The 17,953-nt window shown below is 56.8% G+C and carries 14 protein-coding genes and 1 tRNA gene; 9 read left to right on the top strand and 6 right to left on the bottom strand.

Features of this window, described 5'->3' with window-relative positions; all coding sequences use genetic code 11:
- Positions 1-1,138: M23 family metallopeptidase (locus Q0O33_RS09420; RefSeq protein ID WP_295498758.1), on the bottom strand; the 1,138-nt coding region annotated here is incomplete at its 3' end.
- 308 nt (positions 1,139-1,446) lie between these two features.
- Here Q0O33_RS09420 and Q0O33_RS09425 point away from each other — a divergent pair.
- The 8 genes from Q0O33_RS09425 (at position 1,447) to Q0O33_RS09460 (ending at position 7,574) form a co-directional block, all read left to right on the top strand.
- Entirely contained in the window at positions 1,447-2,700 is a 1,254-nt protein-coding gene (locus Q0O33_RS09425; protein WP_295498760.1) for a glutamate-5-semialdehyde dehydrogenase, read from the top strand.
- Positions 2,697-3,326 carry a nicotinate-nucleotide adenylyltransferase gene (locus Q0O33_RS09430; RefSeq protein WP_295498762.1) on the top strand — a complete coding sequence of 210 codons (630 nt, stop codon included), beginning with the start codon at positions 2,697-2,699 and terminating at the stop codon, positions 3,324-3,326. The genes Q0O33_RS09425 and Q0O33_RS09430 overlap by 4 nt, the downstream gene beginning before the upstream one ends.
- Positions 3,327-3,386: 60 nt before the next feature.
- On the top strand, positions 3,387-3,734 hold the full coding sequence (gene rsfS, locus Q0O33_RS09435; protein WP_295498793.1) for a ribosome silencing factor: 348 nt from the start codon (positions 3,387-3,389) through the stop codon (positions 3,732-3,734).
- Positions 3,735-3,758: 24 nt separating this feature from the next.
- Positions 3,759-4,181 carry a 23S rRNA (pseudouridine(1915)-N(3))-methyltransferase RlmH gene (locus Q0O33_RS09440; protein WP_295498795.1) on the top strand — a complete coding sequence of 141 codons (423 nt, stop codon included), beginning with the start codon at positions 3,759-3,761 and terminating at the stop codon, positions 4,179-4,181.
- Between the two features lie 62 nt (positions 4,182-4,243).
- Positions 4,244-5,632, top strand: a complete 1,389-nt coding sequence (locus Q0O33_RS09445; protein WP_295498765.1) for a S41 family peptidase — start codon at positions 4,244-4,246, stop codon at positions 5,630-5,632.
- A 283-nt stretch (positions 5,633-5,915) separates the two neighbouring features.
- On the top strand, positions 5,916-6,395 hold the full coding sequence (locus Q0O33_RS09450) for a disulfide bond formation protein B (RefSeq protein WP_295498769.1): 480 nt from the start codon (positions 5,916-5,918) through the stop codon (positions 6,393-6,395).
- The gene (locus tag Q0O33_RS09455) at positions 6,374-6,922 is read left to right on the top strand and encodes a demethoxyubiquinone hydroxylase family protein (protein ID WP_295498772.1); all 549 of its coding nucleotides are present in this window, start codon (positions 6,374-6,376) and stop codon (positions 6,920-6,922) included. Before Q0O33_RS09450 ends, Q0O33_RS09455 begins: the two co-directional genes overlap by 22 nt.
- Positions 6,923-6,986: 64 nt before the next feature.
- Complete coding sequence (locus Q0O33_RS09460; RefSeq protein WP_295498776.1) at positions 6,987-7,574, top strand: hypothetical protein; 588 nt, start codon at positions 6,987-6,989, stop codon at positions 7,572-7,574.
- A gap of 1 nt (position 7,575) precedes the next feature.
- Here Q0O33_RS09460 and Q0O33_RS09465 read toward each other — a convergent pair whose 3' ends face one another.
- From Q0O33_RS09465 to Q0O33_RS09485, 5 genes are all read right to left on the bottom strand, one after another.
- Positions 7,576-9,327 (bottom strand): DUF885 domain-containing protein, encoded by a 1,752-nt coding sequence (locus Q0O33_RS09465; protein ID WP_295498779.1) that lies wholly within the window; start codon positions 9,325-9,327, stop codon positions 7,576-7,578.
- A 114-nt stretch (positions 9,328-9,441) separates the two neighbouring features.
- On the bottom strand, positions 9,442-13,968 hold the full coding sequence (gene gltB, locus Q0O33_RS09470; protein ID WP_295498782.1) for a glutamate synthase large subunit: 4,527 nt from the start codon (positions 13,966-13,968) through the stop codon (positions 9,442-9,444).
- The gene (locus Q0O33_RS09475) at positions 13,965-15,407 is read right to left on the bottom strand and encodes an NAD(P)-dependent oxidoreductase (protein ID WP_295498785.1); all 1,443 of its coding nucleotides are present in this window, start codon (positions 15,405-15,407) and stop codon (positions 13,965-13,967) included. The genes gltB and Q0O33_RS09475 overlap by 4 nt, the downstream gene beginning before the upstream one ends.
- Before the next feature lie 158 nt (positions 15,408-15,565).
- A complete protein-coding gene (locus Q0O33_RS09480; RefSeq protein WP_295498788.1) occupies positions 15,566-16,366 on the bottom strand; it encodes an undecaprenyl-diphosphate phosphatase in 801 nt (266 codons plus the stop codon).
- Entirely contained in the window at positions 16,363-17,286 is a 924-nt protein-coding gene (locus tag Q0O33_RS09485; RefSeq protein ID WP_295498791.1) for a complex I NDUFA9 subunit family protein, read from the bottom strand. Before Q0O33_RS09485 ends, Q0O33_RS09480 begins: the two co-directional genes overlap by 4 nt.
- Positions 17,287-17,481: 195 nt before the next feature.
- Here Q0O33_RS09485 and Q0O33_RS09490 point away from each other — a divergent pair.
- A tRNA-Leu gene (locus tag Q0O33_RS09490) sits at positions 17,482-17,568 on the top strand.
- The last annotated feature ends 385 nt before the right edge of the window (positions 17,569-17,953 follow it).

A 17,953-nucleotide genomic window follows, 5' to 3' on the forward strand; every position in this document is an offset into this window, starting at 1 on the left:
CACGGTTTCCGGCGACTGTTTGGACCTTGAGAACATCTGGATTTGCCTCCAAAAACTTACGCGGGTTAATCGCCTGACCGTTTAGGCGCACCTCGAAATGCAGATGGCTGCCGGTCGACCGACCCGTGCTGCCCATCCGTCCGATTTGAACGCCGCGATCAACCATTTGCCCCCGTCTGACATTTAAGCCTGACAAATGTGCATAGCGTGTAACGAGCCCGTTTGCATGTCTAATTTCGATCGTGTTGCCATAGCCCCCGTTGAAGCCAGCCAACACAACCTTGCCTTTTGCGGCGGCAAGGATGGGGGTGCCAACAGGGCCTTTAAAGTCGAGACCGGCATGCATCGCACCGCCACCAGTGAAGGGATCACTACGATAGCCAAAGCCGCTCGAAATCATCATCGAAGCGGCCGGCATTGCGGTGGGAATTGCGGCTAGAGCGCGTTCCATCGCGTCCATGCGGCCCAACGCGGCGGCGAGATTCAAGAAACGCGGGTCGCGGACATCCTTTTTGCCTTTGCCAAAAAAGGGTTCGAACAGACCACCTTGCGCGTTGCGGGCTTGGCGGGCCAAGATTTCGGGGTTGAGCCCGAATTGGCGTATGGCGGATTCTGCCTTCAATGTTCGCGCTTGCGCCATTTTAGTCATCTTTTCGGCGAAGCGAATTTGCCGTGCCTCAATACGCACAAGGCCAGCGGCTTCGGGGACCATCGCGCTAATGGTCTTTACGGCCTTTTCTTCTGCGCGCGAGTCGGCCGAGGCGGCGGGTGCTTGCGCTTCGCCTTCCGATAAATCACCAAGATATTGGTCGCCTAGGCTTTCCAGCATTTCCTGCCGGCGTTCCAAATCCTTCGTCACTTCGTCGATAGAACCACGATAGCTGGCGACGCGTTCTTCAGCGGATTCAACCTTTGCCTCTTGCTCGCTCAGCGCAAGCCGCTGCGCGGTGACGGTCATTTGATTGATGGCCATGCCAAAAGTGACCAGCAACCAGATACCGATAACCGACGCCAGGGTCACGGCGGTGCGGCGTTGCAATTGCGCAGATATTTTTAAAAACCGGACTTGGCCATTGGCCCGCATGAAAAATTCGCGGTCAATAAACCATCCAGCTATCCGGTCTTTCCAACCGGACATTCTGACTTTTAGCGACACGAACCACCCCGTTATTTTGGATAGCTGCGCCTAGCAGAGGAGATGGAGCCCGGCGAATCATCGAAGGACGACTCGTGACGAGTCGGTTGAGTCGTGCGATGAGCTGTGGAAAACTCTACCAAATACCCCCTCAGATATGTCCGAATCGGTATACATTGTTCAATTCAAGAGCGTAAAATTACGTAAATTTAACCATATATGTTCGATTCGCATTTGTTCCATATTTGATGAACGCGAAACAGGGACGATTGCTTTCCCTTTTGGAGCCATTTCTCTACGAGTATCAGGCTATGACAGGCAGCAATATGTTGATGATCGATCTCACGGCCAAGGCGCGCATTGCGGCGCGGCATTTGGCGGGCGTGGATGACGCGGTGAAGGCGGCAGCTTTGAAGGGCGCGGCGCAGGCATTGCGCGACGGCATGGCAGATATTCTTGCAGCCAATGCCAAGGATGTTGCCGCTGCGGCCGCGGCTGGCATTTCGCCTGCAATGCTCGACCGACTGACGCTGGATGCCGCGCGTGTCGCGTCTATGGCGTCTGCGGTCGAACAGGTCGCAACGCTGGAAGACCCAGTGGGCCAAGTCATCGACCGCCGCGAACGGCCGAACGGCCTGCGGATGGAGCGCGTTCGCGTGCCGGTCGGCGTGTTGGGCATCATTTATGAAAGCCGGCCCAATGTAACCGCTGATGCCGCGGCCTTGGGGCTGCGGTCGGGCAATGCCGTTATCCTGCGCGGCGGTAGCGAAGCGGTGCACAGCAATCGCGCGATCCATGCAGCGATGGTGCAAGGCGTCACGCAGGCTGGTCTTCCCACCGACGCGATTCAGCTTGTCCCGACGCAGGACCGTGCGCTGGTCGGCGACATGCTGCGCGCGCAAGGCGCGATTGACATGATCATCCCGCGCGGCGGCAAGTCGCTGGTTGCGCGCGTCCAGGACGAGGCCCGCGTGCCCGTGCTCGCGCATCTCGACGGCATCTGCCACAGCTATGTGCATAAGGATGCGGATCCAGACATGGCGCAAGCAATAGTGGTCAACGCCAAGATGCGGCGCACCGGCATTTGCGGCGCAACCGAAACGCTGTTGATTGATCAGGATTATCCCGCACCTGCCGCGTTGATTACAGCATTGCTCGATGCAGGGTGCGAAGTGCGGGCGGACGATGTGCTGATGGAGCTGGATGCGCGGACCGTTTCTGCCGATGCGCAGGATTGGGATACCGAATATCTCGACTCGGTCATTTCGGCCTGCGTCGTGTCTGGCCTAGATGAGGCCATGGCCCATATTGCCCGCCATGGATCGCACCATACCGACGCGATCATCACGCAAGATGCATCCGCCGCCGCGCGTTTCTTGGCAGAGGTCGACAGCGCGATTGTCATGCACAATGCCTCCACCCAATTTGCCGATGGCGGCGAATTTGGCTTGGGCGCGGAAATCGGCATCGCGACGGGCCGCTTGCATGCCCGCGGCCCGGTCGCGTTGGAGGGGCTGACCACATATAAGTGGATCGTGCGCGGGCAGGGCCAGACTCGCCCTTGAAAACTATTGGCCTCATGGGGGGATCGTTCAACCCCGCGCACGGGGGGCACCGCGCGATCAGCCTGTTCGCGATGGATTCGCTTGGCCTTGATGCATTTTATTGGATGGTGTCGCCGGGTAATCCGTTGAAACCGAAATCGGACATGGCACCATTGTCCGCACGCATGGCATCGGCCAAGGTGCAGACGCGCCGCACCCCGATTAAGGTCACCGCCATCGAACGCGAACTTGGCACCGTTTACACAGTCGAAAGCTTGCAAAAGCTGGTCGCACGTTATCCGAAAACGCAGTTCATCTGGATCATTGGTGCGGACAATTTGATGCAATTTCACCACTGGCGGCGCTGGCGTGATATCGCACGGTTGATGCCGATTGCAGTTATCGCCAGACCCGGCTATAAGCCCCATGTCGTTGCGGGTCCCGCAATGGCCTGGTTCAGACGGTTTGTCCGGCGTCCGGAACAGCGTCATCACTGGACGAAATGGAGTACGCCAGCGCTTGTCTTTTTGCGCTTTCGTCCAGATCCGCGTTCGGCCACCGCTTTACGGCGCGCTGACCCATATTGGTTTCACCGATATAAGGAACTTGGAACGCGTGACGGCGTTACCCGAAATATTGTGCTTTAAGGAGCCATCTTGATCGACACTGCTTCCGTTTCTGCGCCGACTGCAAAGTCCAAGGAACCCATATTGACCCCCGACGCGCTACATGCGTTGATCCTCCAATCGCTTGATGATGATCAAGCGCAAGAGGTCGTCACCATCCCACTTGAAGGGAAAAGCAACATTGCCGACCATATGGTCGTCGCATCTGGCCGCTCGTCGCGCCAAGTCGCGTCCATGGCGCAGAAACTTGCCGAGCGTATCAAAAAGGCCGGTCGTCATGCCCGCATTGAAGGTCTGCCGTCGGCGGACTGGGTGCTCATTGATGCCGAAGATGTCATCGTGCACCTGTTCCGTCCCGAAGTCCGCAGCTTCTATAATTTGGAACGCATGTGGGCCTTTGGTGACGCGCCCGAAGTCGCGTCGCAATAAGACGGATTGTCCGCGCCGATGGCGATGCGCCTGCACATCATCGCGCGCGGCAAAATTGGCCGCTCCCCAGAATCGGAACTGGTCGACCGCTATCTGAAACGTATTAGCTGGCCCACAAGACATAGTGAACTGCCGGATAAGGGCGGGGATCTTCCAGCGTCGGACTCCCCGCATAAAACGATCATGATGGATGAAAAGGGCGCGCAGTTGAGCTCGGTCGAACTGGCGCACTTGCTGGAACGTTGGCGCGACGATGGCGTGCGCGAAGTCCGCTTTCTCATCGGTGCCGCCGACGGCTTTGATGATGCGGCGCGTGCAAGCGCTGACCAGCTCATTGCCTTTGGCAAAGCGACATGGCCGCATCTGATGGCGCGTGCCATGCTGGCGGAGCAATTGTTCCGCGCGACATCGATTATTGCCAACCATCCTTATCATCGTGAGGGATGAAGGCCGCGCCTGTTGCAAAGCTGCTTTCACACAAGGTTAAGGCAAGATATAGCAGCGACAATATGATGAAATGGACATTATCTATGAAGAACCGTTTGCTGCCCTCCACTTTGGCTATTGTGGCGGCCATAGCCGTGCCCGGCACGGTCCTTATTGCACAGAATATGCAGCAACAACAATATGAGGCGCAGCAGATTGAGGATCTCGACGCATTTCTTGCTGTCTACCAAAAGGTCAAATCCAGCTATGTCGACAAGGTCGACGACAAAAAGTTGATGGAAGGCGCGATTCAGGGGATGCTGTCCAGCCTGGATCCGCATAGCGGTTTTCTAGATCGCTCCGACTTTAATTCGCTGCGGACGCAAATTGATGGCGAATATGGCGGTCTTGGGCTTTCGGTAACGCTGGAGGACGAAGCGGTCAAAGTCATCGCACCGACGAAAGACACGCCCGCTGACAAGGCTGGCATTAAGTCCGGCGACTTCATCACCCATCTGGACGGCAAGCTGATTGTCGGCGGCACCTTGGACGAGGCGGTGGAAGCCATGCGCGGCGTGCCGGGCACGACGATTAAGCTCACAATCTTCCGCCCTGGCCGCGATAGGCCATTTGACGTGACGCTGACGCGGGCGATTATCGACCTGAAACCCGTGCAATGGGAAGTGAAAGACCGCATCGGCATTATCTCCGTCACGGGCTTTTCCGAACAGACCGGTGCGGATGTTGTTGCCGCGGTGGCGGGTATCAAGAAAAGTGTGGGCGGTAATCCGCTGGGATATATCATTGACCTGCGCTCCAACCCGGGCGGCATATTGGATGAGGCGGTGGTCGTGTCCGATGCGTTTTTGACGAAAGGCGAGATTGTCTCCGAACGGGGCCGCGACCCGCGCAATGTGGACCGTTGGTGGGCCGAACGCGCCGTCCCCGGTGACGTGACCGGCGGCGCGCCGATCATTGTGTTGGTGGATGCCGGCTCGGCTTCGGCCTCTGAAATCGTGGCGGGCGCCTTGCAAGACCATCATCGCGGCCTCGTCATGGGGGAACGCAGCTTTGGTAAGGGGTCGGTGCAGAATGTCCTGCCCCTCACGCGTGACACGGGCCTGCGCCTGACGGTTGCGCGCTACCATTTGCCATCGGGGCGTTCGGTGCAGGAAGGCGGCATTAAGCCAGACATTCGCGTGCCACAGTTGACGGACCCTGATTACAAAAGCCGCGTGTCGATCCGCGAATCCGACCTGCGCCGTCATTTGGTCAATGAATTGAAAGACAATAATAAGGATCTGGAACAGGACATCACCGACGATCCCCGCTTCGCCATGACAGCCGAGCAATTGAAGGCAAAGGGCATAGAGGATTTCCAACTCTATTACGCGATGGAAACGCTGCAGCGGCTTGGACCCCGGACGATGAAGCTCGCGGCAAAGCCCATGCAGGGTAAAGCTAAGAATTGAGGGTGGCTCCCTCTTCCCTTTCATGCTGGAACCGAAGAGAATTCAAACCCGCGTCATGCTGAACTTGTTTCAGCATCCATCGTGCAGCAAACTCTGGGTATGCGAGGCGAAATGGACCCTGGAGCCGAGGGCGTGCAGCGCACAAACAAGTTCAGGGTGACAGTGTGGGGGAGAGCGGCATCGCAGTTACGCTCAACGCGTTTCACCACCTTACTTTTGCCGCGGCGCTGTATTAAGATGCTCAAATACATTCAGCATAACGGTTCTCTAGGTATCACCACATATGACACCAAAATTCGATAAGGCCCATTGGTTGGCATTTTTGTTACCCGCCGCGTTGCTGGCTGGGGCTTATGGATCGCAATATATTGGCGGCCTTTTCCCGTGCGAAATGTGTTGGTGGCAGCGTTATCCGCATTTTGCCGCCGTGGTGATTGCGCTCGTCGCTTTTGGTGTCAGCAATGCGGTCTATCGCAAGGTCTTGGTCGCGCTGGCGGCGTTGGCGATTGCCACTAGCGGCCTGATTGGCGGATTTCATGCGGGCGTCGAATATGGCTATTGGGAAGGCCTGACCGCTTGTACCGCGACGATTTCGGGTAGCGGAGACGATTTGCTCCAGTCGATTATGAACGCGCCTTTGGTGCGTTGCGACGTTGCGCCGTGGACATTGTTTGGCATTTCTCTCGCTGGGTATAATTTTCTCTTGTCGTTCGGCGGCGCAATGCTCATCTTGGAAATGATATGGCGCAGCAAGAAACTCTGAAAACCGCCGCACAGCGGGCACGGGCAATGGAACGCATGATCCGCGTAAACCAAGCGGGCGAGTTTGGCGCGAAACGGATTTACGCCGGACAGCTTGCGGTGATGGGCGATCGCACCCCTGCGGCGCGCAGCATCGCGCATATGGCCGAACAAGAGGAACGCCACCTCAGCGCCTTTGACAAAATGATGGCTGAACGCGGCGTCCGCCCCACGGCTTTGCACCCGATTTGGAATGTTGCGGGCTTTGCGCTGGGCGCTGTGTCTGCGGCCATCGGGCCGGAGGCTGCCATGGCGTGCACCGTTGCCGTCGAAACCGAAATTGACCGCCATTATAGCGAACAACTCGCCGAAATTGGTGACAGTGACCCCGAATTATCGGCGATGATACTGGATTTCCAAGCCGATGAGTTGGAACATAAGGCCACGGCCTTGGCGCAAGGCGCGGAACGCGCGCCCGCTTATCCGGTGATGAGCGCTTTGGTCCGCATGGGGTGCCGCACCGCCATTGCCGTGTCGAAACATATATAGGCTTCATACAGCATTCAGCCTGCGATGTCCAAAAGCAGGCAAACAGGTATTTGGAGATGATCTCGTGAAAGCAATAACCAGAATTTCGCTCGCGAGCATCGCCTTGATGCTATCGGTTCAGGCGCCGGCGCAGGGTGCACCAGTTGCCAAGCCTGGCGATGAAAAAATCAATCAGCTTATCATCTACGGCGATGACAAATGCCCCGAAAGCGTTGGTGATGAAATCGTCGTTTGCGCCCGCATGGGGGAGGCGGACCGTTATCGCATCCCAACCAATTTGCGCGGCGATCCCAATGACTCGCGCAACCAAGCCATGTCTGAGCGGATTAAGTCTTACGAATATGTCGCGGCAAGCGGCACGATGAGCTGCTCACCATCGGGCGCTGGCGGTTTTACGGGCTGCGGCTTGGCGGAGATTAACAAGGCTTATGCCGAAAAGGCGCAAGACCCCGGTATCACTTTTGGTCGCTTAATTGCAGCCGAGCGCGCCAAGCGCATGGCAGGCATTGACGCCGAAGCTGCCGAAGTGGAAGCGCGCGTTGTCGAATTTGAAAAAGGCCGCGCTGAGCGGGAGGCGAAGCTGCAAGCTGAGCTGGACGCCAAAGAAGCGGCCAATGCAGAGGCCGAGCCGCTTCCCCAGCCAAAAGGCTAAATCAGCCCTTCGCTTTTTCCGCCGCAATCCAGTCCTTAATCTGCTGCTCCAGCACGTCTAGGGGCACAGACCCTTGGCCAAGTACCGCATCATGGAACGCTGCCAGATCAAATTTTGCCCCGAGTTCCTTCGTCGCCATGTTGCGCAATTCGCGGATTTTCAGTTCGCCCAATTTGTAAGCCAATGCTTGACCCGGCCAGCTGATATAGCGGTTTACCTCAGCCTCGATATTCGCGGCAGACAAGGCGCTATTGTCGGTCATGAAGGCGATGGCCTGTTGCTTGCTCCAACCCTTGGCATGAATCCCGGTGTCGACGACCAAGCGGCACGCACGCCACATTTCATAGGACAACCTACCCATATCCTTGGCGGGCGTGTCATATAGTCCCATTTCAATACCTAGCCGTTCGGAATACAGCCCCCAGCCTTCGGTAAACGCCGTGAACGACACGCCATATTTGCGGAAATCGGACAAAGGCAGTTCTTGCTGCAATGCAATCTGGTGGTGATGCCCCGGCACCCCTTCATGCACCGATAGTGCCGGAATTTCCCAGAACGGGCGCTGGCTCAATTTCGATGTGTTGACAAAATAGGTGCCAGATATCCCGATTTCAGGCGATCCCGGATTATAATAAGCCGTGGTCGTGCCCTCGGCTGTTTCCGCTGGAATTTCCTTTATGCCATAGGGCAAGCGGGGCAGGCGGCCGAACAGGCTAGGCATTTTGCCATCGATGATCTTGGTCACCCGCGCGACCTTCTCCATCAGCTCCTCTGGCGTTTTGGCATAATATTGCGGGTCCGTACGCAAATGTTCGATAAAGGCTTCGCGGCTGGGATAGCCTGCCTTTTTTGCGACCTCGACCATTTCCGCGCGAATACGGGCAACTTCGCTCAGGCCAATTTGGTGGATTTGCTCCGCCGTCAAATTGGTGGTGGTTTCTTCACGGATGCGAAAGGCGTAATAGGCCGCGCCATTGGGCTGCGCCGAAACGCCGGGGACCTTGGCACAAGCGGGCTTGTAGCTTGCGGTGTACCAGGCCAACTGCTTGGTCAGCGCCGGGTGGATGACGTTGCCGATGGTCGCCGCTGCTTCTGCTGCGAGCGTTGCGAAGTCACTTTCCGAAATGCTCTCGGGGCGCTTTGCCGCATAAGGACCATAAAAACGCGACTGGCGAATGTCGGATGTGATAAGTCCGCGCACGGTTCCTTCAAAACCGGTCAGCGTTTCGCAAGGCTGCGTAAATTTGCCCTTGATAGCGACATTGGCGACCGCGATATTCTCGTCATTGACGCGGCCATATTGCGCAAGCCGGGCATTGTAGCTTTCAAAATCCGTCTTGGTCTTGAACGGCAAGTTGCGCGACATGCTGGCGAGTTGTTGGTGCCAGCTTGAATAGGTCGTGAAGTTGATGGCGCGTTGGCCGAATTGATTGCCTTCGATGGTAGACACTAACGCGCGCCGCAATATGCCAGCCTCCACCTTGGACGCTGCACTCAACGCATCCGCGGGAATCGTATCCAAACGGGCGAGGAACTTTGCCGCATCGGCGGCTCTACGGTCCTGCGCGGCCAGCGTATAATCGCCCAATTCACGGGCATAATCATTCACGCCCAGCGCGCTCGCGTAAACAGGCGCCTCTTTCAATGTCGTCGCCCAGACGTCATCCACCAAAATGGTGAGCTCCTTATTGGCATCGGCATAAGCAGGCGCCGAAAGCGCAAATAAGGATCCGGCGATTAACAGGCTACGCATAAATAAGGCTTCTCCGTCACAAGTCGAGGTGACGAATAAAGCAGGGAAAGCAGCAATTGGCCAGCGGCGATTCCCTATACATATGAGGCCCGGCGGCCCGCATCACATCTTATTTTACTCGGCAGCTTCCAACGCTTCATGGTCGGACAAAGGTTGGCTAAGCCGCGTAAGCATTTCCTTCGGGCAAATCTGCCAGAATTCGCCGCGCCTACGGTCCCAATCTTCAAGGATCGATTTCGACCAAGCGCTGTCGGTTTTTTCGGCATGCGCAGTGATCAGGGCCTTAAGCTCTGCTTCCCAATAGCTGCTTTCAAGCCGTTGCCATACGATGCTGTCTGGGTTCGCCATGTCGCCAAAGCTGCCTTCGGTATCGAGCACAAAGGCCATGCCGCCAGTCATGCCCGCGCCGAAATTGCTGCCGACTTTGCCTAAGATAACCGCCATGCCGCCGGTCATATATTCAAGACCATTGGATCCGCAGCCTTCAACCACGACATGCGCGCCGGAATTGCGAACCGCAAAACGTTCGCCGGCTTGTCCTGCCGCGAACAAATGGCCGGATGTTGCGCCATAGAGCACGGTGTTACCAATGATGCTATTTTGCTGGCTAGTCAGCGGGCTGCTGACCGTTGGGCGAACGATGATTGTCCCGCCCGACAGGCCCTTGCCGACATAGTCATTGGCATCGCCAAAGACTTCCAAGGTAATACCTTGGCACAAAAATGCGCCAAGCGACTGCCCAGCGGAACCCCGCAATCGGACATGGACATGCCCCTCGGACAGGTCCTTCATGCCATAAAGTCGCGTGATTTCGGAGCTGAACCGCGTGCCCACGGCACGGTGCGTGTTGCGGACATTATAGGTCAGTTGCATCTTCTCACGCCGTTCAAACACAGGGTGCGCATCATGGATCATCTGCGCATCAAGGCTGTCGGGCACGTCGTTGCGGAAGGTCGGGATGCTGAAGCGGCGCGCGCTGTCGGGCGCATCGACCTTGGCCAAAATCGGGTTGAGGTCGAGATCGTCGAGATGCTCAGCCCCGCGGCTGACTTGGCGCAGCAATTCGGTGCGGCCAATGACTTCATCTAGGCTGCGATAGCCAAGCTTCGCCAAAATTTCGCGTACTTCTTCGGCGATGAAGGTCATCAAGTTGATGACCTTTTCCGGGGTGCCCGTGAATTTCTTACGCAAGGCCTCATCCTGAACACACACGCCAACGGGGCAGGTGTTCGAATGGCATTGCCGCACCATGATGCAGCCCATAGCGACAAGGCTGAGTGTGCCGATGCCAAATTCCTCAGCACCCAGTATTGCGGCAATCACAATGTCGCGTCCGGTTTTCAAACCGCCATCGGTCCGCAGCTTCACGCGGTGGCGAAGGCCGTTGAGCGTCAGCACTTGGTTCGCTTCGGATAGCCCCATTTCCCATGGCGTGCCCGCATATTTGATGCTGGTTTGCGGGCTTGCACCCGTGCCGCCGACATTGCCGGAGACCAGGATGACATCGGCATGCGCCTTGGCCACGCCTGCCGCGATGGTGCCAATGCCCGCCGCACTGACGAGCTTCACGCAAACCCGCGCGCGCGGGTTGATTTGCTTGAGGTCGTAAATCAACTGCGCCAGATCTTCGATCGAGTAAATGTCGTGATGCGGCGGCGGTGAAATCAGCGTTACGCCCGGTGTTGAATGCCTCAGACGCGCGATCATTTCAGTTACCTTGAAACCCGGCAGTTGCCCGCCTTCACCGGGCTTTGCGCCCTGTGCGACCTTGATTTCGATTTCTTCGCAGGCGCCGAGATATTCGGCGGTCACGCCGAAGCGGCCGCTGGCGATCTGCTTAATCACGCTATTCGCATTGTCGCCATTTTCATAAGGCTTGAAACGCTTGCTGTCTTCGCCGCCTTCACCCGATACGGCCTTTGCGCCAATGCGGTTCATGGCGATGGCAAGTGTCTCATGCGCCTCTGGCGACAGCGCGCCAAGTGACATTCCGGGCGTGACAAAGCGCTTGCGGATTTCGGTGATTGCCTCAACCTCGTCAATCGCTGCGGGTTCTTTGGCGAAGTTGAATTCCAGCAAATCGCGCAAGTAAATCGGTGGCAGTTCCTTCACGCCTTGCGCAAATTGCGTGTAGGTCGAGTAGCTGTCATTCGCGACCGCGCTTTGCAGCAAATGCATCAGGCCAGCGGAATAGGCATGTTCTTCACCGCCGTTGCGTTGCTTGTAAAATCCGCCGACGGGCAGGCGCGCAACAGCCGCATCGAACGCGTCATCATGACGGTCGCGCGCGTTGACATATAAGGAGTGATAGCCTTCGCCCGAAATCTTGTTCGGCATGCCAGGGAAGAAGTCGTTGACCAATGCCCGCGACAGGCCAACCGCCTCAAAATTATAACCGCCACGGTAGCTGGAGATGACGGCAATGCCCATTTTGGACATGATCTTCAGCAGACCTTCGTTGATCGCGGTGCGGTAATTTTCGACAGCTTGCTCTAAGCTATAGCCATCGAGCAGGCCGCGTCCATGCCGGTCGGCAATGACGGCTTCGGCAAGATATGCGTTCACTGTGGTCGCACCCACGCCGATGAGTACGGCGAAATAATGCGTGTCCAAGCACTCGGCAGAACGGACATTGATTGACGAATAGCTGCGCAGGCCATTGCGGACCAAATGCGTGTGGACGGCAGCAGCGGCAAGGATCATCGCGATACCGACGCGGTCGGCGCTAATATTCTCGTCGGTCAGGAACAGTTCGGATTTGCCCATCCGCACAGCCGCAACCGCCTCCTCACGAATACGTGTGATCGCGGCACGCAGGCCCTCTTGTCCGGTGGAGATATCGTAGGTGCAGTCAATCTCGGCACCCAGTGGTCCGAACGCCGCTTTCAACCTGCGCCAATCACGCGCCGTCAGGACGGGGCTATCGAGCACCAAGACATCGGCATTCTGGCTCTTTTCTTCCAAGATATTGGCAAGGTTGGAAAAGCGCGTTTTCAGGCTCATCACATGCCGTTCGCGCAAGCTGTCGATGGGCGGGTTGGTAACTTGGCTGAAATTCTGCCGGAAGAATTGGCTGATTAGACGCGGCTTATCGCTGATTACGGCTAATGGCGTATCGTCGCCCATGGACCCAATGGCTTCCTTGCCATCTTCGATCATCGGCGCGAGGATCATTTCGACATCTTCCAATGTCATGCCAGCAGCAATCTGACGCTTCGTCAATTCCGCACGTGACCATGCATTCGGGCTATCCTCGCCCGCGTCCGGCAAATCGGTGATGCGACGGAAGCCGCCGACCAATGCGCCATAATCCTGCTCGGCCGAAATGCGGTCCTTCAACTCGCCATCGCGGTATAATTTGCCTTCGTCCAAATTGACGGCAATCATTTGCCCTGGGCCAAGGCGGCCTTTTTCCAATATCGTCGTTTCGGGCAGGACGACCATTCCGGTTTCCGAACCGATCACCAGCAAATTGTCCGACGTCCGGCTGTAGCGCAACGGACGCAGCGCATTGCGGTCAACGCCAGCAACGGCCCATTGGCCATCGGTCATCGCCAAAGCAGCCGGACCGTCCCATGGTTCCATGACGCTGGCCATATATTCATACATAGCGCGGTGGTTTGCGGGCAAATTCGGGTTCGACTGCCATGCTTCGGGGATGAGCATGAGCTTGGCCGTCGGCGCTTCCTTGCCCGAACGGACCAAGGTTTCGAACACGGCGTCCAATGCGGCAGTGTCTGATGAGCCCGCTGGAATGACAGGCTTGATATCATCCGACTGCGCGCCAAAGGCGATGCTGGCCATCTTGATCTCGTGGCTCTTCATCCAATTCTGGTTACCGCGAATGGTGTTTATTTCACCATTATGCGCAAGGCCGCGGAAGGGCTGTGCCAGCCACCATTGTGGGAATGTGTTGGTCGAATAACGCTGATGGAAAATCGCGACACGGCTTTCAAAACGGTCATCTTGCAGGTCGGGGTAAAATACCGACAGCGACTCTGCAAGGAACAGACCCTTATAGACAATCGACCGGCACGACAGCGAACAGATATAGAAATCGCGGATTTGCGCCGCGATGATTTTCTTTTCGATCCGGCGGCGGACGAGATATAGATTCTTTTCAAACTCGGTCGCGCCCACCTCGTCGGGCATTGGCCCGGCAATCATGATCTGCTCAATCTCGGGCCGCGTGGCTTGCGCTTTATCGCCGATCACAGACACATCGACAGGCACCTGACGCCAGCCATAAATGGTGTAGCCAGCATCGATAATCTCCGCCTCAACAATCGTGCGGCAATTCTCTTGTGCGCTCAGGTCTGTGCGCGGCAGGAACACCATGCCGACCGCCAACCGGTTCGGCATTGGCCGGTGGCCGCTGTCCGAAATCGCATCGTCAAAGAAACGGACGGGCAAGTCGATATGCAGGCCTGCGCCATCACCCGTCTTGCCATCGGCATCGACAGCGCCGCGATGCCACACAGCTTTCAGCGCCTCAATCCCCGCCGCGACAACACGGCGCGATGGCTTGCCATCGGTCGCCGCAATCAAGCCCACGCCGCAGGCATCGCCTTCGGACTCAGGATGATACATGCCTTCACGGGCAAGGCGTTCATGTTCGGGGGTGGGGAAAAATATGGTCATGCTGCAACCTTTTCGCGGCTCGCTTTTGATTTCAAATAAGTGTGCATATGCTGCGTCACATCGCGGCCATCGCGGATTGCCCAGACGACAAGGCTTGCCCCGCGCACGATGTCGCCAATGGCAAACACCCCATCGAGGTTTGTCATCTGCGTTGTATGGTCGACGCGAATTGTGCCCCAGCGTGTAACGTTCAGGTCAGGCGCATTAAATAAGACGGGTAAGTCTTCGGCCTCAAAGCCCAAAGCGGTGATCACCATATCGGCGTTCAGCGTGAAGTCGCCTTCCGGGTCATTCTCCGGTGTGCGGCGGCCAGAGGCGTCGGGGGCCGCGAGCCGCATCTTCGCGACATGTACGCGTTCAACCTTGCCATTGCCGTCAAAGCCCTTGGGGCCGGACAGCCAGACAAACTCAACGCCTTCTTCTTCAGCATTGGTCACTTCGCGCTGCGACCCCGGCATATTCTCGCGGTCGCGGCGGTAAAGGCACTTTACGGATTTTGCGCCTTGGCGGATGGCGGTGCGGACACAATCCATCGCGGTATCACCGCCGCCAATGACGACGACGTCTTTGCCATGCGCATTCATCGCCCCGCTTTCAAATGCAGGCACCGCATCGTCAAAGCCCTTGCGGTTGGATGTGGTGAGATAATCCAGCGCCGGGATTATGCCCTCCAGCCCGATACCCGGTGTCGTAATTTCGCGCGCTTTATACACGCCCGTGGCGATCAACACCGCGTCATGTTTCGCCCGCAAATCGTCCAGCGAGGCATCGCGGCCCACCTCAAAATTGGCGTGAAAATGGATGCCCGCATCCTCAAGCCTTTTGACGCGGCGCATGACAATGTCTTTTTCCAACTTAAAACCCGGGATGCCATAGGTCAGCAATCCGCCCATGCGGTCATAGCGGTCGTAAACATGGACGTCATAACCCGCGACACGCAGATATTCTGCTGTCGTCAGCCCGCCGGGGCCCGCGCCGATGATGCCCACCGATTGGCCGCGCGATGGGCCAACTTCGACGGGTTCAACCCAGCCCTGCTCCCATGCAGTATCGGTGATATATTTTTCCACCGAGCCAATGGTGACAGCGTCATGGCCTGAAAATTCAATAACGCAATTGCCCTCGCACAAACGATCCTGCGGGCAAATACGGCCGCAGATTTCAGGCATGGTGCTGGTCAGGCTCGACATCTCATAGGCCTCGCGCAATCGCCCCTCGGCGGTCAGGCGTAACCAATCGGGAATATGATTGTGTAACGGGCAATGGACCGAACAATAAGGCACGCCGCATTGCGAACAACGCGACGCCTGATCCGCTGCTGCGGCCGGCGCATAACGATCCGCGATTTCGGCAAAATCCTCCGCGCGCAGTTCGGCTTCCCGCTTATGCGGATAAGCCTGCGGCTTTGAGATAAATTTTAGCATTGGATCTTTTGCCACAACACGCTCCTTCAGAAGCGCTGCGCGTAACGTGGCAAACACATGCTGTCACGCAGAAATCCCATAATAGGGCAGCTTTATTGACTAAATTAGGTTTTTTGAGACTATAATTTAATGTCGCGCAATTTTATTTCACGTTAAAGAGGCCACATCGGAACTTATCTTAGGTAGAGCCATATCAACGCCGCTGATCCCGCGATGATTCGGTAATAAGCAAAAGGGGCAAAACCATATTTGCCGACAATGGCGACAAACGCCTTCACCACGACCACCGCGACCAGAAACGCCATTGTGAACCCAATTCCGATCATCCCCAAATCGTCCGCGTTCAAAAGCGCCCTGTCTTTCCACAAGGCATATACCGTGGCCGCCAACATCGTGGGCACCGCCAAGAAAAAGGAAAATTCCGCCGCTGTCTTGCGCTCCACGCCCATCATCAGGCCGCCCATGATCGTCGCGCCGGAACGGCTCACGCCCGGCAACATCGCCGTGCATTGGACAAGGCCAATCGCCAAAGCCGTGCCGAAGGGGATTTCCTCAACCGCATGAAAGCGCACCGTCTTCACCACGCGCTCCAACAACAATATGATGATGCCGCCGACTATCAACGCGATGGCTACTATCTCGGGTGTCTGCATTGCCGCGCGAATGGCATCATAGGCCACCACGCCAATCACTAACGCAGGCGCAAAGCCCAACATGATATTGCGCGTGAACGCGATAGGGCCAGCTTCCCGCTTGAGTAGACCGGTTCCAACCGCCCAAAATCGCCGCCAATATACCAAAAGCACCGCCAAGATCGCACCGAGCTGGATTGCGATTTTAAAGGCGACTGAGCTATTGTCGGTAAAGCCGACAAGCTCGCCCGCCAAGATAAGATGCCCCGTGGAAGATACCGGCAAAAATTCTGTTAGCCCCTCAATAAAGCCGAGGAGTAAAGCGATCATCGTATCGCTCATGCTTTGGGACTGCTGCCAAAGCGGCCATGCTTGCGGTAAATGTGCAACCAATCGGCGGCTATGACATCCAATGGTGTCGGCACGATGCCATAAGCCGCCAGCCCGTCGATACCGGTCACCACATTGTCACGGCCCAGCATCTTAAACTGGTCATCGGTAATTGGCGCGCCGGGCATCCAGCCTGTGCCCTTGGCGAGCATCTGAGCAGCAATATCGGGAACTTCAATAAACAGGGGGTCCCGGCCAATCGCTTTGGCGATCCAGCGGTTGAGTTCCATCATCGAGAATATCTCCGGCCCGCCAAGCTCCAGCACCCGGCCATCCTGATGCACCAAAGCAGCAGCAACCGCCTTGGCAATATCGCCAACAAAGACAGGCTGAAACTTCGTGGCGGCCCCAATAACCGGAACGACCAGCAGCATACGGATGAGACCTGCAAAACGGTTGATAAATTGGTCTTCGCGGCCAAACACAATCGACGGACGCAAAATGACAGCCGATGGAAACGCGGCATGCACCGCAGCTTCGCCGCCCGCTTTACTTTTGCCATATTCGGCGTCGCTGGCGGCGTCGGCACCAATCGCCGAGATGTGGACCAAAGCGCTAACGCCTGCGTCTGCAGCAGCCTGCGCCACGATGCCTGCACCGACATTCTGAACGGCATTCATATCGGCAAAGCTGCCCACCAGATTGACCACGGCGTCAGCGTCCATCACAGCGCGCGCAACGCTGGCTGGTTTGCGGATATCGGTTGGCATCAACTGCACTTGGCCCAAATTGCCCAGCGGCTTGATATGATTGGCGCTATTGGCGTTACGGCACGCAATACGCAGCCGCGCGCCTTGATGAAGCAACGCCTGCGCGACGTAGCGGCCCAAAAATCCGCCGCCACCAAAAACCGTTATCAACTTGCCTTGCATACATGCTCCGTCAGCCAGCGAGAAATCCTGCGCGCGCTTTGCACCACCGCTAAGCAGCTTTCAAGGCCGACCTGCGCCTGGCCTGCGCGGCAGGGACATTTAATCCGCCGCGCGCGCGGCACAGACGTTGACAATATTACCTGATCGCTTAAAGGAGCGCGCCTACCCGACATGCGGAAAATCTGCGTGTCTCGTGCCCGGATGGCGGAATTGGTAGACGCACCAGCTTCAGGTGCTGGCGCTGGCAACGGCGTGGAGGTTCGAGTCCTCTTCCGGGCACCATTTTTCTGTTCGAATATGTTCATCCTTGGCCTTGAAAGGCCCGGAAAACATGCCTATTTTACTTTCGTTGTTCGTTGCCGTTCTGGACCGTTCGCCTACATACCCCCGCAAATGGGGGTATAATTGGGGGTATTTTCGGGATCAGGGGTTAACACTGTGAAAGATACCCCCAATGGCATTAACTGATACACAAGCCCGTAACGCGAAACCTCAAGCAAAGCCTTACAAATTGGCAGCAATGTTAGTGGTTGGTGATTAAATGTTTAACTTTGCTGAACCAGTGAGCGCGAAAAGAATTAAGCACGCAGTGGCATTGCCGCGCCACTGATCACTGCCGCGTCATCTATTTGTCACTTTGAGTTAGTAGCCAAAGTCAAAGAATCAC

This window comes from Sphingorhabdus sp. EL138, assembly GCF_945862485.1.
GTDB lineage: Bacteria > Pseudomonadota > Alphaproteobacteria > Sphingomonadales > Sphingomonadaceae > Sphingorhabdus_B.

Coding starts and splice junctions, on each gene's coding strand:
- Q0O33_RS09450 (WP_295498769.1), top strand. CDS start 5,916: ATGACACCAAAATTCGATAAGGCCCATTGGTTGGCATTTTTGTTACCC.
- gltB (WP_295498782.1), bottom strand. CDS start 13,968: ATGACCATATTTTTCCCCACCCCCGAACATGAACGCCTTGCCCGTGAA.
- Q0O33_RS09485 (WP_295498791.1), bottom strand. CDS start 17,286: ATGCAAGGCAAGTTGATAACGGTTTTTGGTGGCGGCGGATTTTTGGGC.
- Q0O33_RS09480 (WP_295498788.1), bottom strand. CDS start 16,366: ATGAGCGATACGATGATCGCTTTACTCCTCGGCTTTATTGAGGGGCTA.
- Q0O33_RS09465 (WP_295498779.1), bottom strand. CDS start 9,327: ATGCGTAGCCTGTTAATCGCCGGATCCTTATTTGCGCTTTCGGCGCCT.
- Q0O33_RS09440 (WP_295498795.1), top strand. CDS start 3,759: ATGCGCCTGCACATCATCGCGCGCGGCAAAATTGGCCGCTCCCCAGAA.
- Q0O33_RS09455 (WP_295498772.1), top strand. CDS start 6,374: ATGGCGCAGCAAGAAACTCTGAAAACCGCCGCACAGCGGGCACGGGCA.
- Q0O33_RS09425 (WP_295498760.1), top strand. CDS start 1,447: ATGACAGGCAGCAATATGTTGATGATCGATCTCACGGCCAAGGCGCGC.
- Q0O33_RS09445 (WP_295498765.1), top strand. CDS start 4,244: ATGATGAAATGGACATTATCTATGAAGAACCGTTTGCTGCCCTCCACT.